Genomic DNA, 26,104 nt, shown 5'->3' with positions numbered 1-26,104 from the left:
ACCCAGGCTCGGTGTGCGACACGAGCGAGAAGCCGCGGACCTAGAACGGGACGAGCTCGAGACGACCGAAGGCGACGAACGCCGCCAGCGACCAAAAGGCGAGGTCGCCGACGGCGGCACCCCACTCCTTGCGGATGATGCGGGTGGTCGTCGCACCGGTCATGAGCAGCACCAGCCCGAGTGCGGCGAGCGGCACCAGCCAGGTCGCGACCCCGGTCACGGCAGGCAGGATCAGCCCGGCGGCGGCCAGCAGCTTCATCACGCCGATGACCTTGAGGAAGCCGTCCGGGAAGTCATCGGCGTAGCGCCATCCGTCGAACGCGTTGCGGAACCGCTCCTTCGACAGCAGCAGCATCGCCAGTCCACCGGCCAGGAAACCGGCAGCGAGAAAGATCGTCACAGTCCACAAGATGATGTTCATGCCCACCAGGACGGGACAGCCCGCCGTCCTGTGACATCACCGCCCGCCAGCCACCCGCAGCGTCGTCGCGGTGACGTACGAGGCCTTGTCGCTCATCAGCCAGACGACCGCTTCGGCGACCTCGTCGGGCGAGGACGCGCGGCCGATCGGGATCTGGGGCGCCATCCGCGCGATCCGGCCGGGGTCTCCGGTGCTGGCGTGCATGTCGGTCTCGGTGAGCCCGGGGGCGACCGCGACGACCCGGATGCCGAGCGGGGCGACCTCGAGCCCGAGGCCCTTGGTGAGCGCGTCGATCCCGGCCTTCGCGGCGGCGTAGTGGACGTACTCTCCCGGCGACCCCAGCGTCGCGGCGCCTGAGGAGATGTTCACGATGACACCGCCGTCCTCGGCGAGCGCCGACACGGCCGCGCGGGCGACCAGCGTGGGACCGACCAGGTTGACGTCGTACGTCCTGCGGATCTCGTCCGCAGGGGTCTCGGTGAGGGGCGCGTAGCGGTAGGTCGCGCCCGCGTTGTTGACCACGCCGGTGAGCGGGCCGGCGGCCTCGAAGAGCGAGGCGATCCCGGCGTCGGTGGTGATGTCCGCGGCCACGATCTCGCAGGAGGCCCCGAGGGCGCGGACCTCGTCGCGCGTGGCGACGGCCGCAGCCTCGTCGGAGAGGTAGCCGAGCACGAGGGAATGGCCCTCGGCGGCCAGCCGATGAGCGATGGCGGCGCCGATGCCGCGGGTGCCTCCGGTGATGAGCGTGCGCAGAGATCCGTCTTTCACACCCGAAGGGTGTCACGCAGCCGCCAGCCCACCAACGCCAGTGCCAGGACGCCGGCGAGCGCCCATCCGGCGGGGTAGTGCACCGCGGGTTCGTTCCAGCGCTCGTGGAAGTAGACGAGGTGCGCGGAGAGCAGCCCGGCATCGACGGAGCGGCCCTCCTGGATGAGTACGCCGATGGCCACCAGCACCGTCAGCAGCGTCTGCATCGCCCAGCCCAGGATCCAGGCGGGCACCCAGGCGACGACATCGACGGCGCGGCGTACGGACGTCACGAGGACGGTCACCAGCGCGGCCGCCAGCAGCGCGTCGATCACCGACGACGGCAGCTCGCCGGGAAGCATCCCGTCCAGCCAGAGAGGTACGCAGACAGCCGGCGCGGCCAGCATCGGAGCCCGCAGCACGCACGGCCCGAGGCTCGCGGCGATCCCGGCGGCGAGACCGGCGAGCGTCGTGATCGCGGCGACGGCGATCAGATGGGTCAGCATCGAGGAGTCGGTCGCCGCCGGTCCCGCGGCGAACATCAGCCCCGAGCAGGCCGCGGCGACGACACCGGCGCCGGCGAGCACGGCACCGAGCAGCCGTCGGTCCGGGCGCAGCCCCGCAGCGAGCCCACCGAGCGCGGCCGCGAGCAGCGTGAACGAGACCAGCTCGGCGACCATCGGGGCGAGCAGGAGGGGCTGCGGCTGGACGAGCTGGGGCAGGAAACCGATGCCCCAACCCGCGGCCGCGACCAGCGGAACCATCCACAGACGAGTCCGTTCAGTCATGTCGTCCACGGTGACAGGCGCAAGGTGAGCCCAGGCGGCGAGCCGGGGAACTCCAGCCCAACGTCAGATGGCCCGACCGTTGACGTTCTTCACCAAGGAAGGGGATTTCTTATTTGCCGAGCACGTCGATGGGATACCTGGGTAGGCTCATGGGACGGACACGTACCCCACGCGTGGAAGAGGTGAGACCGGCATGAGCAAAGCACCCCGAAAATTCTGGGCCAGAAGCATCAGTACAGCGGCGCTGACCAGCATCGGGCCTCGGGCCGTTGCCGCCGTCGCACTGACCGCTGCCTTCGCCGTCGCGGCCCCCAACGAGGGGAACCTCGACACCGGTCACCAGCAGCCCGAGCTGCCCGATCCGGGCGCTCTTCAGGACCCTCTCGGCATCTCCGGCGGTCTGGGTGGCGTGAAGAACCTGACCCCGACCGACGCCGTGAGGCTGGCCTCCAACGCCGAGGAGCTGTCGATCCCGCCGGTCGCCCTGGCTGCGTACCAGCGCTCGGCCACCGTGCTCAACGACGCCGATGCCTCCTGCCGCATCGACTGGGCGCTGGTCGCCGCGATCGGCATGGTCGAGAGCAACCACGGACGCTTCGGCGGCAGCGAGCTCGACTCCAACGGTCTCGCCCTCCCCGCCATCATCGGCCCGCAGCTCAACGGCGCCGGCAACTACGCCGCGATCCGCGACACCGACAACGGGCTCTACGACCACGACACGGTCTACGACCACGCGGTCGGGCCGATGCAGTTCATCCCCTCCACCTGGACCGTCGTGGGCGCCGACGGTGACGGCGACAACCGCCGCGACCCCCAGGACGTGGACGACGCCGCCGTCGCCACCGCGGCCTACCTGTGCGCCGGCACCGAGGACGTCAGCACCGACGCCGGCGCCAGCTCCGCGGTCTACCGCTACAACCAGAGCGACACGTACGTCGAGGCAGTGCTGAAGATCGCCGGGCAGTACCGCAACGGCGAGTTCCCCGGCTCCCCGAGCGTGGACGGTGGGACCACCTCGTCGATGCGACCCACCGCCTCCCCGCTCCCGGTCACCTCGAACACGGTCAAGCCGACGACCAAGTCGGAGACCAGGGCCGCGCCGGTCAAGGAGCCGGTCAAGACCCCGGCGCCGAGCAAGGCGCCCGCCCCCACCGACAACAGCACGGGCGGCGACCCCGACTCCGGCGACAACACCTCGGGCGGCGAGACCGAGTCCCCGACGCCCACCCCGACGCCCACGCCCACCCCGACTCCGACGCCCACGGATCCCCCGACCACGGAGGAGCCGGAGCCGACCGACGCCGCCACGGCAGCGACGCTCGAGGCGCCCTGCAAGACGGCGACCACGGCGGTCTACGAGACGCTCGAAGCAAGCGAGCCCGACACCTACGCCGCTGTCGTTGCCGACTGCATCGCGAAGTTCGAGCCCGAGACCGCGATGCCCACCGACCTCACGATCAGGGATTACCTCCGCACCCTCGCTGAGTCCGAGAAGTTCCCCACCGTCAAGAACCCCTCCCCGGAGGCCACGGCCCCCGAGGAGGAGGTCCCCGCGGGGTGATCGAGGTCAGCTGACCTGGATCACCGTCTTGCCGAAGTTCTGACCCCGGAGCATCCGGTTGAACGCGGCGGGCGCGTTCTCGAGCCCCTCGGTGATGTCCTCGCGGTAGCGCAGCCTGCCCTCGGCGAGCCAGCCGGCCGCCTCGGTGAGGAACGTCTTCTGGTGGTCGCGGACGAACTCGTCCTGGATGAAACCCCTGATCAGCAGGGACTTGTTGAGCACGTGCCGCATCAGTCCGGGCGCCCGGTCGGGCCCCTCGGGCGCGGAGGTGTCGTTGTAGTGCGCGACGATCCCGCAGACCGGCACCCGGGCGAACTTGTTGAGCCGCGGCAGCACCGCGTTCCACACATGGCCGCCGACGTTCTCGAAGTAGACGTCGATCCCGTCGGGCACCGCCGTCCTCAGCTGCTCCTTGAAGTCGGGTGCGCGGTGGTCGAGGGCAGCGTCGAAGCCGAGCTCGCTCAGATGCGCGACCTTCTCCGGCCCGCCGGCGATGCCGACGGCGCGGCAGCCGAGGATCTTCGCGATCTGGCCGACGGTGGCGCCCACAGGACCGGTCGCCGCCGCCACCACGACGGTCTCGCCGGGCTTCGGCTGCCCGATCTGGGTCAGCCCCGCGTACGCCGTGAACCCCGGCATCCCGAGCACACCGAGCGCGGTGGACACGGGCGCGACGGACGGGTCGAGGCGACGGGTGTGGCTTGCCGGCGCGACGAAGAAGGACTGCCAGCCGCCGTACGCCAGCACCACGTCGCCGACCTGCCGCGACGGATCTCGCGACTCCACCACCTCGGCGACCGTGGCGCCGGGCAGCACGTCGCCCAGCGCGGTCGGCTCGGCGTACGAGGGGGCATCGCTCATCCGGCCTCGCATGTAGGGGTCGAGCGAGAGGAACTTGGTGCGCAGCAGCACCTCCCCCTCCGCAGGGGACGGCACCTCGGAGGTGACGATCGAGAAGTCCTCGGCGGTCGGTTCGCCGACCGGGCGGGAGCGGAGCAGGACCTGGGTGTTGGTGTCGGTCATCCGGCCATGGTGCCTCATCGGCGGTCAGGCTTGCTTAATCACGACTAAACCTATTGACTTAGCCCATGAAGCGCCAGGTCGACGTCCACCAGCACCTGTGGCCGCCGGCACTGATCGAGGAGCTGCGCCGCCGGCGGCAGCCCCCGTACCTCGACGGCTGGGTGCTCCATCTCGACGGCGAGCCGCCCTACTCCGTCGACCCCACAGATCACGATCTCACCCGTCGCGCGGCGCAGGAGGACGGGCTCGTGCTGCTCTCCCTCTCCAGCCCGCTGGGGATCGAGTCGCTCGCGCCGGACGAGGCACACGGACTGCTCGACGCGTGGCACGGCTTCGCCGACGACCTGCCCACCGACTACGGGCTGTGGGCAGCGCCCGGGCTCGTCGGCCCGGACCTCGACGGACTCGCGGCGACCCTCGCCCACGACCGCGTCCACGGCCTCCAGGTGCCCGCGACAGCCCTGGCGACCCCGTCCGCCCTCGAGGCCCTGGCCCCCGTGCTCGCCATCGCCCAGCAGGCCGATCTGCCCGTCCTCGTGCACCCGGGACCCGCCGGCCCCCACGAGGCAGACGTCGTGCCCGGCTGGTGGCCCGCCCTGACCTCGTACGTCGCCCAGCAGAGCGCCGCGTGGCACTCCTGGCACGTCGCGGGACGGTCGCTGCTGCCGACCCTGCGGATCGCCTTCGTGGCGCTGGCCGGGCTCGCACCGCTCCACCACGAGCGCCTCGCCCAGCGCGGCGGCCACCTCGGCGCGATCGACCGGCACGTCTACTACGAGACCTCGTCCTACGGCACCCAGGCGATCGACGCGATGTCGCGCGTGGTCGGTGTCGACCCGCTCGTGAACGGCTCGGACCGGCCCTACGCCGAGCCCACGGACCCCGGCCTCGGCGAAGCCCTGACCCGGGCGATCTTCGTCACCAACCCCGACCACCTGCTCACCGGAGGAGACCGATGACCATCGCCGAACCGACCGTCGACACCGTCCTGAGCGCCGCGGACCTGCCCGCTCTGCCGGACCGCACCCTCACGCCCGGGGAGCTCCGCGCCTGGGTCGACGAGCTCGCGGCGCACCCCGAACGCTGGGAGCACCTGCTGCGCCACGACACCGGCGGGCGCCACTACGTCTCGCTCTACCGGGACAAGGACATCGACGTCTGGCTGCTGTGCTGGAACACCGTCGACGACACCGGCTGGCACGACCACGACATCTCCTCGGGTGCGGTCGCGGTGACCCACGGAGCCGTCGTCGAGCAGCAGCCCAGGTTCGGCGGAGAGCCCGTGCAACGGGAGGTCGGCGCGGGTCGCAGCTTCGGCTTCGGGCCCGACCACATCCACCGGATGAGCGGCGCTGTCGACGGCTCGGCCTCGATCCACGCCTACTCGCCGCCGCTGTGGCGGATGGGGCAGTACGCGATCAGCGACGACGGCGTGATGCGCCGCGTCTCGGTCTCCTATGCCGACGAGCTGCGCCCGCTGGAGGACTGAACCCCGCCGCCGCACCGACATCTCGGGCGTCGGGTCCCGGTTGACCGACAGGCCGGGGCGGATGTGGCACATTTCAAGTATCCAGGACCGAGAGGCAGCAAACCCCAGTTTGCCTATCCGTTTAATATCTTCTGTTCCTCCGCGTGATCTGGCAGGCTGAGGATCTTGTGCAACGGCGTCCGCAGGTGGAGAACGACAGACAGGAGCGGTGGCTGTGATCGAGTTCGAGGGCGTCACCAAACGCTATCCGGACGGCACCGTTGCCGTGGAAGACCTCTCCTTGGCGGTCGACACCGGGAAGATCACCGTGTTCGTCGGGCCCTCGGGATGCGGCAAGACGACCGCGCTGCGGATGATCAACCGGATGATCGAGCCGAGCTCCGGCCGCATCCTGATCGACGGTGACGACGTCACCAGCCGCCCGGAGGCACAGCTGCGGCGCGAGATCGGCTACGTGATCCAGGGCGCCGGGCTCTTCCCGCACCGCACGGTGCTCGACAACGTCGCGACCGTCCCGATCCTGCAGGGCGTCTCCCGCCGGGAGGCCCGCGCGAGCGCCCTCGAGCTGCTCGAGCGCGTCGGGCTCGCCGCCAACCTTGGCGAGCGCTACCCGGCACAGCTCTCCGGCGGCCAGCAGCAGCGCGTCGGCGTCGCCCGTGCGCTCGCGGCCGACCCGCCGGTGCTGCTCATGGACGAGCCCTTCTCGGCCGTCGACCCGGTCGTGCGCGACGACCTCCAGCAGGAGCTGCTCAGGCTCCAGGGCCAGCTCGGCAAGACGATCGTCCTGGTCACCCACGACATCGACGAGGCGATCCGCCTCGGCGACAAGGTAGCCGTCTTCGCCCAAGGCGCCCGGCCGGCCCAGTTCGCCCCGCCGGCCGACCTCCTCGCCGCCCCGGCCGACGACTTCGTCTCCTCGCTCGTCGGTCGCGACCGCGGCTTCCGGGGCCTGGGGTTCGCCGACGGGAGCTCGGTCGCGCTCCAGCCCATCGACCGCGACGTCGACGGGCTCACCCTCGAGGTCGACCCGGACGGCCGACCGCTGGGCTGGCGCGGTTCGGACGGGCTCCTCCCGACCGAGGGCACCTTCAGCGACGGCGCCAACCTGCGTACGGTCACCGACCTGGTCATCCTCTCGCCCGCCGGTGCCGCGGTCCGGGTCGACGCCGAGGGTCGTGCCGACGGGCTGGTCCTGCTCGAGGACCTCGCCGGCAGCGTACGTTCGCAGCAGCGGGAGCGACTGACGGCACTGGCCGCCTCGAAGGAGGCCCGGTGAGCGAGCTCTGGAGCTATCTCGAGACCAACATCGACGACGTCCTCACCGCGCTCGTCCAGCACATCTGGCTCGCGCTGCTGCCGGTGGCCATCGCCTTCGTCCTCGCCCTGCCGCTCGGGGCCCTGGTCCACCGCTACGTCCCGGCGCGCCACATCGCGCTCACCGCGGGCAGCGTGATCTACACCATCCCGTCGCTGGCCCTGCTCCTGCTGCTCCCGGGCATCCTCGGCACCAGCGTCCTCGACCCGATCAACGTGGTCATCGCGCTCACGCTCTACTCGCTCGCGCTGCTCGTCCGCACGACCGCCGACGGTCTCGACGCGGTCGACACGACCGTCCTGCAGGCCGCCACCGCGATGGGCTATCGACCCGTACGCCGCTGGTTCACGGTCCAGCTGCCGCTGGCGATGCCGGTGATCCTGACCGGTCTGCGGGTGGCGACGGTGGCCAACGTGAGCATGGTCAGCATCGCGGCCCTGATCGGCATCGGCGGCCTCGGGCAGCTCTTCACCCGAGGGTTCCAGCTCGGCTTCTACCTGCCGCCGATCATCATCGGACTGGTCCTCTCGGTGGCCCTCGCGGTCGTCGCAGACGTCCTCATCGTCGCCCTCCAGCGCGGCCTCACCCCGTGGGCGAGAGCGGGTGCGCGATGAGTCTCGACTACCTGTTCGACGCCGCCAACTGGTCTCTGACCAGCCCCGACGGCTTCCCCCAGCGCATCCTCGAGCATCTCGGCTACACCGTCCTCTCCTTGGTGATCGCAGCCGTGATCGCGTTCCCGATCGGTCTGCTGATCGGCCACACCGGCCGTGGTGCGCTGATCGCCATCAACCTCGGCAACGCCGGCCGCGCGCTGCCGACCCTCGGCGTGCTCATGCTCGCGCTCGGTCTGGTCGGGATCGGCCTGGTCCCGGTCACGATCGCGCTGGTCGTGCTCGCCATCCCACCCATCCTCGCCACGACGTACGCCGGCATCCAGTCCGTCGCCGACGAGACCGTCGACGCGGCGCGAGGCGTCGGCATGACCGAGGCCCAGATCGCCGGGCGGGTCGAGGTCCCGATCGCGCTGCCGATCATCATCGGCGGCCTGCGCAACGCCTCGCTCCAGGTGGTCTCGACCGCGACCATCGCCGCCTACGCCGGCCTGGGCGGTCTCGGGCGCTATCTCTTCGACGGGCTGGCGACCCTTCAGTACGACCAGGTGGTCGCCGGCGCGATCGTGCTCGCCGTGCTCGCGGTCGCGATCGACCTGGCGCTCGCGGGGGCCCAGCGGCTCCTCGTGTCGCCCGGCGTCGGCAGGCGTGACGCCGTCAACCGTCCGACCACCGTCCGCCCCGAACCCGCCGGCTGACCTATCCAGCAACCCGAGAGGTATCTCAATGTCCCGCCGAACCCGCACCACCGCGTATCTGTTCGCGACGCTCGCCGTGGCAGGCACCCTGACCGCCTGCGGCGGGGACCCGCTCGACTCCGGATCCGACTCAGACTCCGGCGGCGGCACGATCGTCGTCGGCTCGGCCAACTTCCCCGAGAGCGAGCTGCTCATGGAGATGTACGCCCAGGCTCTCGAGGCCGAGGGCGTCAAGGTCGAGACCAAGCCCAACATCGGGTCCCGTGAGGTCTACATGGAGGCCTTCAAGAGCGGCGACATCGACCTGCTGCCGGAGTACAACGGCGCCCTGCTGGCCTACCTGAAGCCGGACGGTATCCCGGAGGACGTCTCCGCCCCCGAGGACGTCTACGAGGCGCTCCAGGACGTCCTGCCGGAGGGCAGCGAGACCCTGCCGCAGTCGGAGGCCGAGGACAAGGACACTCTCACCGTCGCCAAGGAGACGGCCGACAAGTACTCCCTGACGAGCATCGAGGACCTCGCGCCGGTCGCGAAGAACCTCACCCTCGGCGGCGCCCCGGAGTTCAAGGAGCGTCACCAGGGCCTCGTCGGGCTCGACGAGGTCTACGGGGTCACGTTCAAGGAGTTCAAGCCGCTCGACGCCGGTGGCCCGCTGACGACCAGCGCGCTGAAGAAGGGCGACATCGACGTCGCCAACGTCTTCTCCACCGACTCGGCGATCCCCACCAACGGCTGGGTCGTCCTGGAGGACCCGGAGAACCTCTTCCTCTCCCAGAACATCGTCCCGCTGATCCGCTCCGAGGCGCTCACCGACGACGCCGAGACCGCACTCAACGCGGTCTCCGAGGCGCTCACCACCGCCAACCTGACCGAGGCCCTCGCGAAGGTCCAGGTCGACAAGGCCGACCCGGCGACCGTCGCCAAGGAGTTCCTCGCCGACAACGGCGTGAGCTGACACCTGTTCCGGCTCGGCGTCGCGTATCGCGGCGCCGAGCCGGAACCATTTGACGCGAGGCTACGGGCGCGCGACGAGCCCGCTGCGGTAGGTGAGGAGTCCCTCGAGCCCGCGCAGGAACGTCTCGCAGACGGGTCCGGGATCGGTCAGGCAGCCGGCCGCCATGGCGCCGTCCCGCAGCATGACGAAGTGGCGACCGGCGAAGTCCGAGTCCGGCTTCCCCGTCCGGTCGAAGAGCTCGGTCATCGTGGCCAGGAACCACTGCCGGTGCTCCAGCACCGCCTGATGGACCACATGCGCCGGGCTCGGATACTCGGCCGCGGCGTTGAGGAACGCGCAGCCCCGGAACCCCTCGCTCTGGATGTCCGCGGCGATCGACCGGCCGATGGTCCGGATGAGATCGTCAGGGTCCTCGATCTCCGCCCGGGCGGCCTCCACGCGCGCCCGGATCGCCTCGTCGGCCTGCGTCAGGTACGCCACGACGAGGTCGTCCTTGCTCCGGAAGTGGCGATAGAGCGTCGCCCGCGTGACCTGCGCCTCGGCGATCACACGATCGACTCCGACCGAGTGCAGACCCTCGGTGTAGAAGAGCCGACTCGCCGTGCTGAGCAGTCGATCCCGCGCCTCAGACATCTGTCATTCCTCTCGTTCTCCTTGTCTCGACGGTAGCAGACAGAACGATCGGTCTTGCATTTGTCCGACGGCTGGGGCAGACTCTCGACTCAGGTAGAACGATCGTTCTGTCTCATGCTTGATCCGAGAAAGGGATCCGATGTCCACCTCCGTCGAGACCGGCCACTCCGGCACACTGAGCGCCCCGCCCCAGGCGCTGCCCAAGCTCTACCTCGCCCGCTTCGGGTTCGCGATCGTCTGGGCCGCACTCGTCGCCCTCACCGCAACCACGCTCAACGCCGCGAGCATCGCGCTGCTGGTGATCTATCCGCTGTTCGACGTGGTGGCCGCGGTGGTCGACCACCGCACCTCAGGCGCGAACGGCCCCCGCGTCCTGCTGTACGTCAACATGGCACTCAGCCTGCTCACCGCCGTCGGCGTCGCCGTCGCTGCCACCTCCGGGATCCCGGGGATCCTGCGGGTGTGGGGCGTCTGGGCGATCACCGCCGGCCTGGTCCAGCTGTTCGTCGCGGTGCGCCGCTACCGACTCGGTGGCCAGTGGGCGATGATCCTCAGCGGCGGGATCTCGACCTTCGCCGGAACCGGCTTCATCCTGATGGCCGCCGGCCCGAAGGCGTCCCTCACCGGCCTCGCGGGCTACGCGACGCTGGGCGGCATCTTCTTCCTGATCTCTGCCCTCCGACTGCGCCAGCGCGCGGGTAAGGTCAACTGACATGACGAGCACCAGCCAAGACCTCACCGTCGACGTCATCATCATCGGCGCCGGCCCGACCGGCGAGAACGTCGCAGACCGCGTCGTGCAGGGTGGCCTGACCGCCGCGATCGTCGAGCGCGAGCTCGTCGGCGGCGAGTGCTCCTACTGGGCATGCATGCCGACCAAGGCCCTCCTGCGGGACGCGGCGGCGCTGCGCGCCGCCCGTGCCCTTCCGGCCGCCGGTCAAGCGGTCACGGGCACGCTCGAGGCCGCCGCCGTCTTCGCCCGGCGCGACGAGTTCACCTCCCACTGGAAGGACACCGGCCAGGTCGAGTGGCTGACCGGGGCCGGAGTCACGCTCGTCCGCGGGCACGGGCGCATCACCGGCACCCGCTCGGTCACGGTCACCGCCGGCGACGGCACCACCACCGACCTCCAGGCACGCCACGCCGTGGTCGTCTCCACCGGCAGCTCCGCCCTCATCCCGCCGATCCCGGGGCTGGACGAGGCCAGGCCCTGGACCAACCGCGAGGCTGCGGGCGCCACGTCCGTCCCCGATCGCCTGGCGATCATCGGCGGCGGGGTGGTCGGCGCCGAGATGGCGACCGCCTACAGCGCCCTCGGGTCGCAGGTGACCCTGATCTCGCGCACCCAACTGCTGCCGAGCGTCGAGAAGTTCGCGGGCGAGCAGGTGGCCGAGGCCCTCCGGACGTACGGGGTCACGCTCCACCTGGACCTCGGCGCGGACGAGGTGCGGCGCGACGATGCCGGCGAGGTGCATCTGACGCTCTCCGACGGCACCGAGGTGACCGCCGACGAGGTCCTCGTGGCCACCGGCCGGGTGCCCAACACCAAGGACCTCGGCCTGGAGCACGTCGGCCTCGAGCCCGGCAGCTGGCTGACGGTCGACGACGCCCTGGCCGTGGTCGACGACAGCGGGCAGCTCGAGGACGGCTGGCTCTACGCCGCAGGCGACGTCAACCACCGGGTGCTGCTGACCCACCACGGGAAATACCAGGCCCGCGGGCTGGGCGACCTGATCGCGGCCAAGGCGCGCGGCGAGGAGCCCGACCTGAGCGCGTGGGGGCGTCACGCCGCCACCGCCGACGAGCGCGCGACCACCCAGGTGATCTTCACCGACCCCGAGGTGGTCGCCGTCGGACACTCCGCCGAGTCGGCCGAGGCGGCCGGTATCGAGGTCGGCGTCGTCGACTACGACCTCGGCTCCGTCGCCGGAGCCTCGCTGCACGCGGACGGCTACCACGGCCAGGCGCGGATGGTCATCGACGAGCAGCGCAAGACCCTGGTCGGCTTCACCGCGGTCGGCCCGGACATCTCCGAGCTCCTGCACGCCGCCACGATCGCCATCGTCGGCGAGGTTCCGCTGGACCGCCTCTGGCACGCGGTGCCCGCCTACCCGACGATCAGCGAGATCTGGCTGCGCCTGCTCGAGACCGCCGGACGCGATCGCTAGTTATGCGATCGGCCGCTGGAATGCACCAAGTCGGCGTCGGTAAGACACCAAGAGGCGCTCGGTAAACGAGAGGAAGCTCAATGCGGGAATACGGCATTGGGCCAGGCCTGACCGTCGAATCCAGTCCACTCATTGAGAAGGGCGCGCCATTTACCCTCTACCGCCTGAACGGAGTTCGTGAGCTCGCTCTCTGCATACAGAATGGAACCTGTGAGGGTCGCGAAACAGACAATCGCGGCAGCGAGACCGACGATGGCACCCACACCCGTCTCGGACGCTGCGACTCCGGCGATCGCTGATGCGATTCCGCCCAGCAGGGCGACGAGTGCGACACCATAGGCGATCGTCCAGGTCTGAATGGCACCAGCGAGCTCGTCCAATCCGGACGAGATGTCGTCCGGATGACCAGCGATGGCGCCGATAGCACTCTTTTGTCCCGGAATGATGGCGCGATACGCGTCGGCCGCCAGCCCTTGGAAGGTCGTCGCGTCTTCTGCGGTCAAGGCTCCCTCTTCGATCCGTCCCGAAAGCCCGGAGATACCAGCCTTGACGCGATCAGACCAGCCGTCGGCCGCAGCCCGCAGGCTCAGTTCCTCCCCCGACTCATCGACGCTGGTTCGCAACGAGGAGAGCTCCGTCGTCGCCTTCGCACTCAGCTTGTCCCACTCAGACAAGATCTTGTCTGTAACACTTTCGGGCACGTAAAAGGGCAAGTGCTGAAGCACAAAGTTCACCGCATCGCGCAGATCCTCGATGAGGCCGTCGGCCTCCTCCAGCATCCCGTAGAGATCGTTCTTCGTCGTCATCGTTCCGTGTCTCCTCGTCAGAAGGTGTAGTCCCAGAACTGCTCGATCGACGCCTTCGCATCTTCGTCGGCGCCAGTGATCACGCGCGTGACGTGGCGGAGCTCCTCGGACACTTCCTGAGCCTCGTTCCGGCCACTTATCAGGAGGCTGGTGACCTTTTCCATCAGCGCCGGGTAAAGGGTGTCCACCCCGCCTCGGCTGGGGAAATCACCCGCCGCAACGGAAAGACCACCGACCGCGGTCGCCGCGTCACCCAGGGCCTTCGATACACCAGTCCAGCGATCTGCATCTGCTGTGAGCGCCGCAACCGCTGCCGCAACCGTGACCATATCTGCTCCTCAGATCTACTCGTGTCGCTCTGCCATGAGTCCGAATGCTTGCCCTAATGGGGTCTTCCACATCAGGTCGTCGAGCGAGGGCGCTGCGGCCCCGAGATCCTGGGCATTCTTCATCGCGGCCGCGGCATACTGGGAGATCGACTTTTCAGACACCTCGCGCGCCCATGACGGATCGACACTCAGATAGGTGACCTCACACTGACGGTTCGCCCGGGCCACGACGCGTCCGTCGGCTAGTCGTGCTTCGAAGGTCTCCTTGCCTACTTCCGTGAGCTCCCTGATCATGTCCTGGGTAGCAACGCGGATACCGCCGAGCTCGCGAATCTGAGACATCGCCTTCTCCGCCGCCGCAGCGGAAGGACGAGGTGGGTCAGGAACCGTGTTCGCAGCCTTCAACCTCTGCTCTAGCGGCGGGCGCGCCGAGTTTTCCTCGATGCGCTCGAGCATGTTCTGGAGACGAGCGGTACATGCCTCTCGGTATGCGAGAAGTACAAGGTCCGCTGGGGATCTGACGGTGGGATCCTGCCGCCAACTGCTGTCGATGGAGACCTCGGACACCATTCCCCGACCATCGATGGTGACACGGGAACCAGCGTGTGTCCCTGTCATGGACGGGGCATCGCCGTCGGAGGCCGTCCGTACCGCGGCCAGGAGGCGCATCGACTCATCCCGGAGCTCATGCAGGGGCTCGAGATCCATCAGATCAGACTCCGATCAGCCACATGACGCTCGACGTCGTACCGGTCCATTTGCGCGACTCCATCCCTGATTGATCAACGGCTGCCTGCTAGAGCCAGGAACCCGAGTACACCGAGGGCGAAGCTCCATATGAGTTGAAGAACGAGAATCGGGCCAGCAAACGTGTGCCCCGTCAGAACGCTGGCCGTGAGGGCGAGCATGCAGACGGCCCCGCCGACAAGAGCGGCCACCAAGGAAGCGGCCACCAGCGCGACTGGCCGGCGCCCCCGGAAGCCCACGGAGTACGAGAACGCAATCAGCGTCAGCCATCCGGCAAGGGTCGCTGCAGCCGCCACGAGGAAGGCGACCAAGGGCATCCCCGACAGCTCACCAGCGCTGAACGATGTGGTGATGGCCGTGGACACCGCGAACGAGACTGCGAACAGCGCAACGAATGCCAAGACCGTCCGCGACTTGCGCGTCGTCTTGCTCAGATCTGCAAGCACTGCGATCCTCCAGCCGCCCGATCGGCACGAGGCCACAGCACGGCCTCATCAGCGGATCTGACGACCCACCGACAGGAAAACTATCAGTGCGGCGCTGTGCGATCGAGGAGATCGTGCACCATGCGCCGATCCTCCACGTTCACGATGCGAGCCCTCATCGCCCCGACCTGAACCGGGGACCTTTCGCACGTTCAGGGAGAGCGCGACATCCATGGTCGCGCGGTTCCCGCAAAACGCCGCCGTGAAGTCGTACTTCCTCTGCTCGGCTGCTCGGCTGCTCCTCGCCCTCCCATGTCAGGCCTTACGAAGTGTTTAGAACAGCTGGCGGAGGTTGGCCTTGCTGAGGTCGATCAGCTCGTCACCTCGACCGGACATGACCGACCGCAGGGCGTAGAGGGTGAAGCCCTTGAGCTGCTCGGCGGTGATGTTGGGCGGGATGGAGAGCTCCTGGCGCTCGGTGACGACATCGAGGAGCGCAGGGCCGTCGTGGCCGAGGACGTCGGCGACCGCGTCCGGCAGATCTGCGGAGTGCTCGACGCGACGGGCGTAGATGCCCATCGCGTTCGCGACGTCGGCGAAGTTCGGGTTCACCAGGTCGGTGCCGTAGGTGACGAAGCCGGCAGCCTTCATCTCCAGCTCGACGAAGTTCAACGAGGAGTTGTTGAAGACGACGAGCTTGACCGGGAGCCGGTTCTGGATGAGCGTGACCAGCTCACCGAGCAGCATGGTGAGCCCGCCGTCACCGGCGAGCGCGACGATCTGCCGGCCCGGGTGGGCGACCTGGGCGCCGACCGCCTGCGACAGCGCGTTGGCCATCGAACCGTGGGCGAAGGAGCCGATCAGCCGGCGGCGACCGTTCATGGTCAGATAGCGCGCCGCCCAGACCACCGGCGACCCGACGTCAGGGATGAAGACGGCGTCGTCGGCGGCGGTCTGGTCGACCAGCCGAGCGAGGTACTGCGGATGGATCGGCGCCTTGGACCTCGACGGGGTGGCCAGCTCGTCGAGCTTGGTCCGGGTGCGGCGGTAGTGGTCCAGGGAGTCGTCCAGGTGCCGCCGGTCACCGCTGCGGTCGAGCAGCGGCAGCAACGCCGAGGCCGTGTCCTTGACCGTCCCGACCAACCCGAGGTCGACCGGGTGGCGACGACCGAGCTGCTCGCCGCGTACGTCGACCTGGATGGTCCTGGCGTGCTTCGGGAAGAACTGCCGGTAGGGGAAGTCGGTGCCGAGCATCAGCAGCGTGTCGGCGCGCTCCATCGCGCGGTAGCCGGAGGCGAAGCCCAGCAGGCCGGTCATCCCCACGTCGTAGGGGTTGTCGTACTCCAGGAACTCCTTCCCGCGAAGCGCGTGCACCACCGGGGCGCCGAGCGTCTCGGCCAGGGCCACCACCTCGTCGTGCGCGCCGGCGCAGCCGGCACCGGCGAGGATGGTGACCCGCTCACCGGCGTTCAGCAGGTCGGCCGCCCGCCTGATCGCGTCCTCGTCGGGGATGACCCGGGAGCGCGTCGGGCGGATCTCGACGGTCCGCTCGACCACGGACTCGGCCAGCGCGACGTCGCCGGGGATGACCAGCACTGCCACCCCCTGCTTCTCGACCGCCGTACGCATCGCGATCTCGAGCACGTGCGGCATCTGGCTCGGCTGGGCGACGTACTCGGTGTAGACCGAGCACTCCCGGAACAGCTCCTGCGGATGGGTCTCCTGGAAGTATCCGGTGCCGATCTCGGCGGTCGGGATGTGCGCGGCGATCGCGAGCACCGGCACCCGTGATCGGTTGGCGTCGAAGAGCCCGTTGATCAGGTGCAGGTTGCCCGGCCCGCAGCTCCCCGCGACCACCGCGAGCTCACCCGTGGTGGCCGCGTCGGCGGCCGCCGCGAACGCGGCGGCCTCCTCGTGACGTACGTGGATCCAGCTGATGTCCCCGCGCTTGCGGAGCGCGTCGGTGAACCCGTTGAGAGAGTCGCCCGGGATCCCGTAGACGCGGCGGACGCCGCTGGCGGACAAGGTGGACACGATCTGTTCGGCGATGGTCGACATGCAGTCTCCTTCTCGGCGCGTACGTCGTCCACCGTAGATCGGCGGCCATGGAGACCCGGGCAGGCTCAACGACCGACGGAGAGAAGATCGGCGTACGCCTCGCCGAGATCGTCCGCGCGGATCGCCCGTAGGGCGAGGGCGAGCTGGTCGCGGATGTAGGAGTCGAGGGTCCTGGTCTGCTCGAAGTACCAGTGCTTGAGGGCCCACGCATGGGCGAGCAGCAGCAGGTTGTAGGCGACCAGGTCGGGGTCGGCGGCCACCAGCTTCCCGGCCTCGACACCGTCGCGCACCGCGGCGCGCAGCGGCTCGCTGGTCTCGACCTCGAGCCGCTTGATCCGGTCGCGGCCGGCCTCGTCGAGCGACTTGGACTCGCGATAGGTCAGCACCGCGGCGTGGCGGTGGGAGTCGATGACCCGGCAGTAGGCCGCGAACGCGGCCGCCAGGCGGCGTACGGGATCCTCGCCGGCCTCCTCGACGGCGGCAGGGACCGCGGTCGCGAAGGCGTCGAGCACGTCGGTGATGACGGCGAGGAGGACGTCATCCTTGCTGCCGAAGTAGCGGTAGATGAGGCCGACGCTCACCCCCGCCTCGGCCGCCAGGGCCTGCATCGAGACCGCCTCGGAGCCGTCGCGCTCCATGAGCCGGGCGGCCGCGTCGAGCAGCTGACGGGAGCGGTGCTCGACCAGCGCCTGCCGGGCGGCATCGGGCGGCTTGATCGACGTGACGGGCTCGGACATGAGGCCTCCTTCGGGGGTGAATCGAGATTCATCCTAGGGCAAAAACTCCCCAGGAGACGTTGACCCTCTTCGAAAATGAATATACGTTCACTCTCACTGAACCAATATTCATTCTTCGGCGTGGAGGCAGTTGTGAGCGAGTTCGAGGACATCACCTACGAGATCGACGGCGCGGCCGGGATCATCACCATCAACCGGCCGGAGCGCTACAACGCGTTCCGCGCGAAGACGGTCGACGAGCTCATCGCCGCCTTCAACGCGGCCTGGTCCGACGAGAACGTACGAGCCGTCGTGCTGACCGGTTCGGGCGAGAAGGCGTTCTGCACCGGTGGTGACGTCAAGCAGCGTGCCGAGACCGGCGACTACGGTCCGGCCGAGCTGGGCCGGTTCCGGATCGGCGATCTGCACAAGCTGATGCGCGACATCCCCAAGCCGGTCATCGCGGCGGTCAACGGCATCGCGATCGGGGGCGGCCACGTCCTCCAGGTGCTCGCCGACGTCTCGATCGCCAGCGAGACCGCGCGCTTCGGCCAGGCCGGTCCGCGGGTCGGCTCCTTCGATGCCGGGTTCGGGTCGGCGTACCTCTCTCGGGTCGTGGGCGAGAAGAAGGCCCGCGAGATCTGGTTCTTCTGCCGGCAGTACTCGGCGCAGGAGGCGCTCGACATGGGGCTGGTCAACAAGGTCGTTCCCGGCGACGAGCTGTTGAAGGAGGCGAAGGCCTGGTGCGAGGAGGTCGCGGCCCTGAGCCCGACCGCGATCCGCTTCCTGAAGCAGTCCTTCAACGCCGACACCGACCACCAGGCCGGGCTGTCGAACATGGCGATGAGCGCGCTCGACATCTTCGGCGTCTCGCCCGAGGGCATGGAGGGCGCGACCGCGTTCGCCGAGAAGCGCACCCCCGACTTCGCCCCGCACGTCACCTGGCACTGAGCCGCAGCCGCGAGCGAAGGAAGAGACCATGCACTACGGGTTCGACGAGGACGAAGAGGCCTTCCGCATCGAGGTGCACCGGTGGGCCGAGAAGGTCCTCGCGCCGCACTATCAGGCCGACGACAAGGCGGCGGTGTTCCGGCGCCAGCAGGCGCTGGACATGGCCCAGATGGGGCTGACCAGCCTCCGTATCCCGGAGGAGTACGGCGGCCAGGACGCCACCGCGGTCATCGCGGGCATCGCCGCGGAAGAGGTCGGCCGCGCCGACTTCAACGCCGGCTACCTGATCATCAACACCGCGCTGATCAGCGACATCCTGGTGCGCAACTGCACCGAGGAGCAGAAGCAGGCGTGGCTGCCCGGCATCGCGTCGGGCGAGACCGTGCCCTGCATCATGATCACCGAGCCGGGAGCCGGCACGGACGCGGCGAGCCTCGGGCTCAAGGCCGTCCCCGACGGGGACGACGCCTGGGTGCTCAGCGGGGAGAAGACCTCGATCACGCTGGGCATGGCCGCCGACGGCGCCGTCGTGCTGGCGCGTACCGGAGGGGACGGGGCCCGCGGGGTCAGCGCCTTCTGGGTCGACATGTCCGATCCCGGCATCTCCCGGACCGCGTTCGACGACCTCGGCAGCCGCGCCATCGGCCGGGCGTCGATCCACTTCGACGGGGTCCGGGTCACCCGCGCCGACATGATCGGCGAGGAGGGCGGCGGGTTCGTCTCGGTCATGCAGGGCTTCGACTACTCCCGGGCGATCATCGGGCTGCTCTGCCTGGGGGCCGCCCAGCAGAGCCTCGACGAGGCCCTGCAGTGGTCGCGCGACCGGGTCGCGTTCGGCAGGCCGATCGGCACCTTCCAGGGCGTCTCGTTCCCGCTCGCCGAGCAGGCGACGTACGTCGCAGGTGCCCGTCACGTCTGCTACGAGGCGCTGTGGCGCAAGGACAGCGACCTCGACCACAGCGCGGAGGCGGCGATGGCGAAGTTCTGGGCGCCCAAGCTCGCGACCGACGTCATCCACCAGTGCCTGCTCACGCTCGGGCACATCGGCTACTCGACCGAGCACAAGGTCGGGCAGCGCCTGCGCGACGTCATCGGCCTGGAGATCGGTGACGGCACCGCGCAGGTCTCCAAGCTCGTCATCTCCCGCAACCTGCTCGGTCGCGCGTACGCGCCCTGAGCCTCGCTCACCCGAAGGGACAAGACCATGGGAAAGCTCGACAGCAAGATCGCGATCGTCACCGGCGCCGGACAGGGCATCGGCGCCGGCGTCGCCGCCAAGCTCAGCGCGGAAGGGGCGACGGTCGTCGTCACCGACATCAACGAGGAGACCGCCAAGCAGACCGCGACGGCCCTCGGCAACGGCGCCATCGGCATCCGCACCGACGTCACCGACCGCGGCTCGGTCGACGCGATGGTGGACCAGGTCGTCGCTGAGCTCGGCCGCATCGACGTACTCGTGAACAACGCGGGGTGGGACAAGGGCGAGCCGTTCGTGGACTCCGAGCCCGAGACCTGGGACCGGATCATCCAGATCAACCTCTACGGCGTGCTCAACACGTCCAAGAAGGTGCTGCCGATCATGGCCGAGCAGGGCTCCGGAAAGGTGGTCAACCTCGGCTCCGACGCCGGCCGGGTCGGCTCCTCGGGCGAGGCCGTCTACTCGGCCGCCAAGGGCGGCGTGATCGCGTTCACCAAGGCGATGGCCCGCGAGATGGCCCGCGCCAAGGTCACCGTGAACTGCGTCTGCCCGGGCCCGACCGACACCGCCCTGTTCGCCTCGATGGGCGGCGACAAGCTGCGCGAGGCGCTGCAGCGGGCGATCCCGCTTCGTCGTCTCGGCCAGCCCGAGGACCTCGCCAACGCGATCGCCTTCCTCGCCTCCGACGAGGCCTCCTTCATCACCGGCCAGACCGTCAGCGTCAGCGGCGGCCTCACCATGAGCTGACCGGCTCAGGAACGGGAACCGGACATGTTCGAGACACTGCTGTCTCCCGAGCGGATCGCTCGGGAGACCCGCGCCGGGCACTGGCCCGACAAGGTCATCACCGACTTCCTCGCCGAGGCGGCCGCGGCCACCCCGGAGAAGGTCGCCTTCGTCGACAGCCGTCGTCAGGTGACCTTCGCCGAGCTCCAGGCGGAGGTCGACCGGGTGGCGCTGGGCCTGCGGGCCAAGGGCATCGGCCCCGGCGACGTCGTCTCCTTCCAGCTGCCCAACTGGATCGAGTGGATCGTGGTCCACTACGCCGCGACCCGGGTCGGTGCGGTCAGCAACCCGCTGATCCCGATCTACCGGGAGCGCGAGGTCGGCTTCATGGTCGGCACGGCGAGGTCGAAGCTGATCGTGGTGCCCGCCGAGTTCCGGGGGTTCGACTATCCCGCGATGATCGAGCGGCTGCGTACGGACTGGGCCTTCGATCCCGAGGTGGTGGTGGTCGGCGAGCAGTCCTGGACCGACCTCGCGGCCGCGGGCGACGGCCAGGATCCCGGCGGGCTCGACGAGCTCCGGCCCGACCCGAACGACGTCACGCTGCTGATCTTCACCTCCGGCACCACCGGGGAACCGAAGGGCGTGATGCACACGCACAACACGATGGTGGCGGCCAACGACCCGCTGCCGGGGCGCCTCGGCATCACCGGCGACAGCGTGCTCCACATGGCCTCGACGCTGGCTCACCTGACCGGCTTCCTGTACGGCGCCCGGCTCAACGTGCAGAACGGCGCCACCTGCGTCCTGCAGGACGTCTGGGATCCGCAGGCCTTCGTGGAGCTGATCGAGAAGCACCGGATCACCTACACCTCGGCCGCGACGCCGTTCCTGCACGACCTGATCACCGCGGCCAACCTGGCCGATCACGACACGAGGTCGCTGGTGCGGTTCTGCTGCATGGGCGCGCCGATCCCGCGGGCGATGGTCCGCGAGGCCAAGCTGAAGCTGCCCGGTCTGGTCGTGGTCGGCGGCTGGGGCCAGTCCGAGGAGGGGCTGGTCACGATCGGCATCCCGGGCGACCCCGAGGAGAAGATCGTCGAGACCGACGGCTACCCCTGGCCCGGGATGGAGATCCGCGTCGTCGACGTGACCTCCGGGGAGGAGTTGCCGGCCGGCGAGGAGGGCGCACTGCAGGTGCGCGGACCGTTCCTGTTCGTCGGCTACGCCGAGCGGCTCGAGCTCACCCGCGAGCAGCTGCGGCCGGCCGCCGACGACCGGGGCGACTGGTTCGACACCGGCGACCTGGCCCACATCGACGCCGACGGCTACCTCCGGATCTCGGGTCGGACCAAGGACGTGATCATCCGGGGCGGGGAGAACATCCCGGTCGCCTACATCGAGAACGTCCTCTACGAGCACCCCGACATCGACGCGGTCGCGGTGGTCGCGATGCCGGACCCGCGGCTCCAGGAGCGGGCCTGCGCCTGCGTGGTCCTCCACGACGGGCACACCGGTTTCGGGATGGAGAAGATGCAGGCGTTCCTCGCCGAGAAGGGGGTCGCGAAGCAGTACTGGCCCGAGAAGGTGGTCGTGCTCGACGACTTCCCCAAGACCCCGAGCGGCAAGATCCAGAAGTTCCAGCTGCGCGAGCAGGTCTCCGGCGACGTGGGGGACGCGCGATGAGCACGGCCTATCTCGTCGACGGGCTGCGTACGCCGTTCGGGCGCTACGGCGGCGCGCTGGCAGCGGTCCGGCCCGACGATCTCGCGGCTCACGTGATCGGCCACCTGGTCGATCGGTACGCTACGGTCGACTGGGCGCGCCTGGACGACGTGCTCCTCGGTTGCGCCAACCAGGCCGGCGAGGACAACCGCAACGTCGCCCGGATGGCCGGCCTGCTCGCCGGCCTGCCGGTCGAGGTGCCGGGCGGCACGGTCAACCGGCTGTGCGGCTCCGGGCTGGACGCGGTCGCGCAGGGCGCCCGGATGATCCGTTCCGGTGAGGCCGACCTGGTGATCGCCGGCGGCGTGGAGTCGATGACCCGCGCACCGTGGGTGATGCCGAAGGCCGCCGGACCGTGGTCGCGCACCACCGAGGTGCACGACACCACCATCGGCTGGCGGTTCGTGAACCCCGCCATGAAAGCCGCGTACGGCACCGATGCGATGCCCCGGACAGCACAGCACCTCGCCACCGAGCGCGGGATCAGCCGCGCCGACCAGGACGAGCTCGCCCTCAGGTCCCAGGTGCGGGCCGCCAAGGCGATCGCGAACGGCCGGCTGGCGCGAGAGATCACCTCGGTCCCGGTGCCCATCCGCGGCAGTGGCGACCCGGTCATCGTCGACACCGACGAGCACCCGCGCTCGACGACCTTCGAGAAGCTCGGCGGGCTGAGGCCGATCGTCGAGAACGGTTCGATCACGGCGGGCAACTCCTCCGGCGTCAACGACGGGGCCGCCGTGGTGCTGCTGGCCTCCGAGCAGGCCGTCTCCACCTACGGCCTCACGCCGCTGGCCCGGGTGAGCGGCGCAGCCGTCGCCGGCGTACCGCCCCGGATCATGGGGATCGGGCCGGTCCCGGCGACCCGCAAGCTCCTCGACCGCGCCGGGCTCACGCTCGACGACATCGACGTGATCGAGCTCAACGAGGCGTTCGCCGCGCAGGCGCTGGCGGTGACCCGCGAGCTCGGGCTGCCCGACGACGCCGAGCACGTCAATCCCAACGGCGGCGCGATCGCGCTGGGCCACCCGCTCGGCGCCAGCGGAGGCCGCCTCGCCCTCACCGCCGCCCTCGAGCTGTCTCTACGCAGCGCACGCCGCGCCGTGGCCACCATGTGCATCGGCGTCGGCCAGGGCATCTCACTACTCCTGGAGACCCCATGACGAGCTACGACACCCTCCGGGTCGCGGTCACCGACCGCGTCGCGGTGATCACCCTCCATCGGCCCGAGGTACGCAACGCCATCAACGCCCAGGTCCAGGCGGACCTCCGCGCCGCGCTCGACGCCTTCCGTGAGGACGACACCGTCGGCGCCGTCGTGCTGACCGGTGCCGGGGAGAAGGCCTTCGCCGCCGGCGCGGACATCGGCCAGCTGCGGAGCTACGACCTTCACACCGGCCTGGCGTCCACGATGCAGCGGCTCTACGACGAGGTCGAGGCGTACGAGAAGCCCACGATCGCCGCGGTCAACGGCTACGCCCTCGGCGGCGGCTGCGAGCTGGCGATGGCCTGCGACATCCGGATCGCCGCCGACACCGCCCGGTTCGGGCTGCCCGAGACCAACCTGTCGGTCCTGCCCGGCGCCGGGGGCACCCAGCGGCTCGCCCGGCTCGTCGGGGTCGGCCGGGCGATCGACCTGATCCTGACCGGCGACCTGCTGACCGCGCGGCAGGCGCTCGACGCGGGTCTGGTCACGCGGGTCACCGAGCCCGGCGCGCTGCTCCCGACGGCACACGAGGTGGCGCGGTCGATCCTGGCCAAGGGGCCGCTGGCCGTTCGGCTGGCGAAGACGGTGATCCGCACCGGGATGGATGCGGATCGGCGTACCGGACTCGTCGTGGAGCAGCTGGCCCAGTCGCTGCTCTACACCACCGACGACAAGCGCGAGGGCGCGGAGGCCTTCCTCGCCAAGCGGGCACCGGAGTGGAGCGGACGATGATCGAGAAGGTTCTCGTCGCGGGCTCCGGGGCCATGGGCTCGCAGATCGCGATGGTCGCCGCGCTCGCCGGGTGCGAGGTCACCCTCTACGACATCGACCGGGGCGCGCTCGACCGTGCGCTCACCGATCTGCACGAGCGGCTCGACCGCCAGGTCGCCAAGGGCCGCCAGGTCGCCAAGGGCCGCCGGGTGGGCGAGGAGGTCGAGGCCGCCTTCGGTCGCCTGGCCGTCACCACCGAGCTGACCGAGGAGACCGCCGCGGTCGACCTGGTGATCGAGGCGATCGTGGAGAGGCTGCCGCTCAAGCGGGCGTTCTTCGCGCGGCTGGACGGGCTCTGCCCCGCGAGGACGCTGCTGGCCAGCAACTCCTCCAGCTTCGTACCGTCCTCGATGGCCTCCGCCACCGCCCGCGCGGACCGGTTCCTCAACCTGCACTTCTTCAACCCGGCCCTGGTGATGGCGTGCGTGGAGGTGGTGCGCGGCCCGCTCACGACCGACGCCACTCTCGAGCGGGCCGTGGAGTTCGCGCGACGCCTCGGCAAGACCCCGGTGGTGCTCGACAACGAGATCCCGGGCTTCCTCGCCAACCGTCTCCTCGGTGCCGTACGCGACGAGGCGATCGGCCTGCTCGAGGGCGGCTACGCCGGGGTCGAGGCCATCGACACCGCCGCGCGGACCGCGCTGGGCTACCCGATGGGGCCGTTCGAGCTGATGGACCTCACGGGCATCGACATCGGCTACCTCACCAAGACCGCCCGCTTCGAGGAGACCCGTGACCCCACCGATGCGCCCTCCGCGACCGTGACCGCGCTGGTCGAGCAGGGCCACCTCGGTCGCAAGAGCGGCCGTGGCTTCTACACCTACGACGAGGCGGGCAACCGCACCGGCACCGCCGACCTGAAGGGACAGCACTGATGGATCTCACGCTCACCGAGGAGCAGGTCGCGTTCAAGCAGATGGCGCGGGACTTCCTCGACAAGGAGGTCGTGCCGTACCGCGCCGAGTGGGACCGGCGCGAGGCCGTCGACCTCGCGATCGTCCCCAAGCTCGGCGAGCTCGGCTTCTTCGGGCTCACCATCCCCGAGGAGTACGGCGGCGTCGGCGGCGACTACATCACCTACTGCCTCGGCATGGAGGAGCTCGGCCGGGCCGACTCCTCGATCCGCGGCATCGTGTCGGTCTCGATGGGCCTGTTCGGCAAGGTCCTGCTCGACCACGGCTCCGAGGAGCAGAAGCAGCAGTGGCTCCCCGGGATCGCCACCGGCACCCGACTCGGCTGCTTCGGGCTCACCGAGCCCGACAACGGCTCCGACCCCTCGGGCCTGAAGACCCGGGCCGTACGCGACGGCAGCGACTGGGTCATCAACGGCTCGAAGATCTTCATCACCAACGGCACCTGGGCCGACGTGTGCCTGGTCTTCGCCCGCACCGGCGGCGAGGGTGCCCGGGGCATCTCGGCCTTCCTCGTGCCCACCGACGCACCCGGCTTCGGGCGCACCGAGATCCACGGCAAGCTCGGCCTGCGGGGCCAGGCCACCGCCGAGCTGAGCTTCGACGACGTACGCGTCCCGGCCGACGCGCTCGTGGGCGCCGAGGGCGACGGCTTCAAGTTCGCGATGACCTCGCTCGACAAGGGCCGGGTCTCGGTCGGCGCCGGATGCACGGGGATCATCCAGGGCTGCCTCGAGGCGGTGGTCGACTACACGACCCAGCGCCGTCAGTTCGGCAAGCCGATCGCCTCCTACCAGCTGGTCCAGGACATGATCGCCGAGATCTCGGTCGACGCCGACGCCGCGCGGTTGCTCACCTGGCGAGCCGCCTCGCTCATCGAGGCCGGCGAACCCTTCGGCACCGAGGCCTGCAAGGCCAAGCTGTTCGCCTCCGAGGCCGCGGTCAAGGCGGCCAACCTGGCGATCCAGGCCTTCGGCGGCTACGGGTACGTCGATGAGTACCCCGTCCAGAAGTACATGCGCGACGCCCGCGTGATGACCCTCTACGAGGGCACCAGCCAGATCCAGAAGCTCCTCATCGGCCGCGCCGAGACCGGCATCAACGCCTTCGCCTGAGCCGCTCCAC

General features: G+C 69.7%; 27 protein-coding genes and 1 pseudogene. 17 read left to right on the top strand and 11 right to left on the bottom strand.

Translation table 11 applies throughout. The annotated features are described in order from the left end of the window. Positions 1 to 40: 40 nt before the first annotated feature. From ACZ6WN_RS01600 to ACZ6WN_RS01590, 3 genes are read right to left on the bottom strand one after another with little or no spacing between them, the layout of a single operon-like run. Positions 41 to 400, bottom strand: coding sequence for a DoxX family protein (locus ACZ6WN_RS01600; protein ID WP_465862269.1), 360 nt, complete (start codon positions 398 to 400; stop codon positions 41 to 43). Positions 401 to 457: 57 nt separating this feature from the next. Then, the gene (locus ACZ6WN_RS01595) at positions 458 to 1,189 is read right to left on the bottom strand and encodes an SDR family NAD(P)-dependent oxidoreductase (RefSeq protein WP_465862268.1); all 732 of its coding nucleotides are present in this window, start codon (positions 1,187 to 1,189) and stop codon (positions 458 to 460) included. Continuing rightward, positions 1,186 to 1,956 (bottom strand): hypothetical protein, encoded by a 771-nt coding sequence (locus tag ACZ6WN_RS01590; RefSeq protein WP_465862266.1) that lies wholly within the window; start codon positions 1,954 to 1,956, stop codon positions 1,186 to 1,188. Before ACZ6WN_RS01590 ends, ACZ6WN_RS01595 begins: the two co-directional genes overlap by 4 nt. Before the next feature lie 193 nt (positions 1,957 to 2,149). Here ACZ6WN_RS01590 and ACZ6WN_RS01585 point away from each other — a divergent pair, with 193 nt between their 5' ends. Further along, positions 2,150 to 3,517, top strand: coding sequence for a lytic murein transglycosylase (locus tag ACZ6WN_RS01585; RefSeq protein WP_465862265.1), 1,368 nt, complete (start codon positions 2,150 to 2,152; stop codon positions 3,515 to 3,517). Positions 3,518 to 3,523: 6 nt separating this feature from the next. Here ACZ6WN_RS01585 and ACZ6WN_RS01580 read toward each other — a convergent pair whose 3' ends face one another. After that, a complete protein-coding gene (locus ACZ6WN_RS01580) occupies positions 3,524 to 4,540 on the bottom strand; it encodes an NADP-dependent oxidoreductase (RefSeq protein ID WP_465862264.1) in 1,017 nt (338 codons plus the stop codon). A gap of 65 nt (positions 4,541 to 4,605) precedes the next feature. On the opposite strand from ACZ6WN_RS01580, the gene ACZ6WN_RS01575 reads away from it, so the two are divergent. From ACZ6WN_RS01575 to ACZ6WN_RS01550, 6 genes and pseudogenes are all read left to right on the top strand, one after another. Beyond that, complete coding sequence (locus ACZ6WN_RS01575) at positions 4,606 to 5,499, top strand: amidohydrolase family protein (protein WP_465862263.1); 894 nt, start codon at positions 4,606 to 4,608, stop codon at positions 5,497 to 5,499. Then, a complete protein-coding gene (locus tag ACZ6WN_RS01570; RefSeq protein WP_465862261.1) occupies positions 5,496 to 6,029 on the top strand; it encodes a cysteine dioxygenase in 534 nt (177 codons plus the stop codon). The genes ACZ6WN_RS01575 and ACZ6WN_RS01570 overlap by 4 nt, the downstream gene beginning before the upstream one ends. 214 nt (positions 6,030 to 6,243) lie before the next feature. Further along, a pseudogene (locus tag ACZ6WN_RS01565) lies at positions 6,244 to 6,966 on the top strand (ABC transporter ATP-binding protein); the annotation flags it as partial. Between the two features lie 335 nt (positions 6,967 to 7,301). Then, positions 7,302 to 7,958, top strand: coding sequence for an ABC transporter permease (locus ACZ6WN_RS01560; protein WP_465862259.1), 657 nt, complete (start codon positions 7,302 to 7,304; stop codon positions 7,956 to 7,958). Continuing rightward, positions 7,955 to 8,656: an ABC transporter permease gene (locus tag ACZ6WN_RS01555; RefSeq protein ID WP_465862257.1), complete on the top strand. Its 702-nt coding sequence runs from the start codon at positions 7,955 to 7,957 to the stop codon at positions 8,654 to 8,656. Before ACZ6WN_RS01560 ends, ACZ6WN_RS01555 begins: the two co-directional genes overlap by 4 nt. A 28-nt stretch (positions 8,657 to 8,684) precedes the next feature. Further along, the gene (locus ACZ6WN_RS01550; RefSeq protein ID WP_465862256.1) at positions 8,685 to 9,611 is read left to right on the top strand and encodes an ABC transporter substrate-binding protein; all 927 of its coding nucleotides are present in this window, start codon (positions 8,685 to 8,687) and stop codon (positions 9,609 to 9,611) included. A gap of 60 nt (positions 9,612 to 9,671) precedes the next feature. Here the strand turns inward: ACZ6WN_RS01550 and ACZ6WN_RS01545 are convergent, their stop codons facing one another. Continuing rightward, positions 9,672 to 10,244 carry a TetR/AcrR family transcriptional regulator gene (locus ACZ6WN_RS01545; RefSeq protein ID WP_465862255.1) on the bottom strand — a complete coding sequence of 191 codons (573 nt, stop codon included), beginning with the start codon at positions 10,242 to 10,244 and terminating at the stop codon, positions 9,672 to 9,674. 139 nt (positions 10,245 to 10,383) lie between these two features. Between ACZ6WN_RS01545 and ACZ6WN_RS01540 the strand changes: the two genes are divergently transcribed. Beyond that, entirely contained in the window at positions 10,384 to 10,956 is a 573-nt protein-coding gene (locus ACZ6WN_RS01540) for a hypothetical protein (protein ID WP_465862253.1), read from the top strand. A gap of 1 nt (position 10,957) precedes the next feature. Then, positions 10,958 to 12,412, top strand: a complete 1,455-nt coding sequence (locus tag ACZ6WN_RS01535) for a dihydrolipoyl dehydrogenase family protein (RefSeq protein ID WP_465862252.1) — start codon at positions 10,958 to 10,960, stop codon at positions 12,410 to 12,412. A 77-nt stretch (positions 12,413 to 12,489) separates the two neighbouring features. Here the strand turns inward: ACZ6WN_RS01535 and ACZ6WN_RS01530 are convergent, their stop codons facing one another. The 6 genes from ACZ6WN_RS01530 to ACZ6WN_RS01505 all read right to left on the bottom strand — a co-directional run bounded on the left by ACZ6WN_RS01530 (position 12,490) and on the right by ACZ6WN_RS01505 (position 17,514). Beyond that, positions 12,490 to 13,218, bottom strand: a complete 729-nt coding sequence (locus tag ACZ6WN_RS01530; RefSeq protein WP_465862251.1) for a hypothetical protein — start codon at positions 13,216 to 13,218, stop codon at positions 12,490 to 12,492. A gap of 17 nt (positions 13,219 to 13,235) precedes the next feature. Continuing rightward, the gene (locus ACZ6WN_RS01525; protein WP_465862249.1) at positions 13,236 to 13,547 is read right to left on the bottom strand and encodes a hypothetical protein; all 312 of its coding nucleotides are present in this window, start codon (positions 13,545 to 13,547) and stop codon (positions 13,236 to 13,238) included. Between the two features lie 15 nt (positions 13,548 to 13,562). After that, positions 13,563 to 14,003, bottom strand: coding sequence for a hypothetical protein (locus ACZ6WN_RS01520; protein ID WP_465862247.1), 441 nt, complete (start codon positions 14,001 to 14,003; stop codon positions 13,563 to 13,565). A gap of 326 nt (positions 14,004 to 14,329) precedes the next feature. Then, the gene (locus ACZ6WN_RS01515; protein ID WP_465862246.1) at positions 14,330 to 14,740 is read right to left on the bottom strand and encodes a hypothetical protein; all 411 of its coding nucleotides are present in this window, start codon (positions 14,738 to 14,740) and stop codon (positions 14,330 to 14,332) included. Positions 14,741 to 15,052: 312 nt separating this feature from the next. Continuing rightward, on the bottom strand, positions 15,053 to 16,777 hold the full coding sequence (poxB, locus tag ACZ6WN_RS01510) for a ubiquinone-dependent pyruvate dehydrogenase (RefSeq protein WP_465862245.1): 1,725 nt from the start codon (positions 16,775 to 16,777) through the stop codon (positions 15,053 to 15,055). A 65-nt stretch (positions 16,778 to 16,842) separates the two neighbouring features. Then, positions 16,843 to 17,514 carry a TetR/AcrR family transcriptional regulator gene (locus ACZ6WN_RS01505; protein ID WP_465862244.1) on the bottom strand — a complete coding sequence of 224 codons (672 nt, stop codon included), beginning with the start codon at positions 17,512 to 17,514 and terminating at the stop codon, positions 16,843 to 16,845. A gap of 132 nt (positions 17,515 to 17,646) precedes the next feature. On the opposite strand from ACZ6WN_RS01505, the gene ACZ6WN_RS01500 reads away from it, so the two are divergent. From ACZ6WN_RS01500 to ACZ6WN_RS01465, 8 genes are read left to right on the top strand one after another with little or no spacing between them, the layout of a single operon-like run. Continuing rightward, positions 17,647 to 18,444 carry an enoyl-CoA hydratase-related protein gene (locus ACZ6WN_RS01500; RefSeq protein ID WP_465862242.1) on the top strand — a complete coding sequence of 266 codons (798 nt, stop codon included), beginning with the start codon at positions 17,647 to 17,649 and terminating at the stop codon, positions 18,442 to 18,444. Between the two features lie 28 nt (positions 18,445 to 18,472). Continuing rightward, entirely contained in the window at positions 18,473 to 19,621 is a 1,149-nt protein-coding gene (locus tag ACZ6WN_RS01495) for an acyl-CoA dehydrogenase family protein (protein ID WP_465862241.1), read from the top strand. 27 nt (positions 19,622 to 19,648) lie between these two features. Beyond that, the gene (locus ACZ6WN_RS01490; protein ID WP_465862240.1) at positions 19,649 to 20,389 is read left to right on the top strand and encodes an SDR family NAD(P)-dependent oxidoreductase; all 741 of its coding nucleotides are present in this window, start codon (positions 19,649 to 19,651) and stop codon (positions 20,387 to 20,389) included. A gap of 24 nt (positions 20,390 to 20,413) precedes the next feature. Continuing rightward, positions 20,414 to 22,054 (top strand): AMP-binding protein, encoded by a 1,641-nt coding sequence (locus ACZ6WN_RS01485; RefSeq protein WP_465862239.1) that lies wholly within the window; start codon positions 20,414 to 20,416, stop codon positions 22,052 to 22,054. Then, the gene (gene pcaF / locus ACZ6WN_RS01480) at positions 22,051 to 23,253 is read left to right on the top strand and encodes a 3-oxoadipyl-CoA thiolase (protein ID WP_465862238.1); all 1,203 of its coding nucleotides are present in this window, start codon (positions 22,051 to 22,053) and stop codon (positions 23,251 to 23,253) included. The genes ACZ6WN_RS01485 and pcaF overlap by 4 nt, the downstream gene beginning before the upstream one ends. Next, positions 23,250 to 24,029: an enoyl-CoA hydratase/isomerase family protein gene (locus tag ACZ6WN_RS01475; protein ID WP_465862237.1), complete on the top strand. Its 780-nt coding sequence runs from the start codon at positions 23,250 to 23,252 to the stop codon at positions 24,027 to 24,029. The genes pcaF and ACZ6WN_RS01475 overlap by 4 nt, the downstream gene beginning before the upstream one ends. After that, complete coding sequence (locus tag ACZ6WN_RS01470) at positions 24,026 to 24,943, top strand: 3-hydroxyacyl-CoA dehydrogenase family protein (RefSeq protein WP_465862236.1); 918 nt, start codon at positions 24,026 to 24,028, stop codon at positions 24,941 to 24,943. The genes ACZ6WN_RS01475 and ACZ6WN_RS01470 overlap by 4 nt, the downstream gene beginning before the upstream one ends. After that, the gene (locus ACZ6WN_RS01465; protein ID WP_465862235.1) at positions 24,943 to 26,094 is read left to right on the top strand and encodes an acyl-CoA dehydrogenase family protein; all 1,152 of its coding nucleotides are present in this window, start codon (positions 24,943 to 24,945) and stop codon (positions 26,092 to 26,094) included. The genes ACZ6WN_RS01470 and ACZ6WN_RS01465 overlap by 1 nt, the downstream gene beginning before the upstream one ends. Positions 26,095 to 26,104: the final 10 nt, after the last annotated feature.

The organism is Nocardioides sp. NPDC054178 (assembly GCF_055585005.1).
This window is presented reverse-complemented; position numbering and strand designations above follow the sequence as displayed.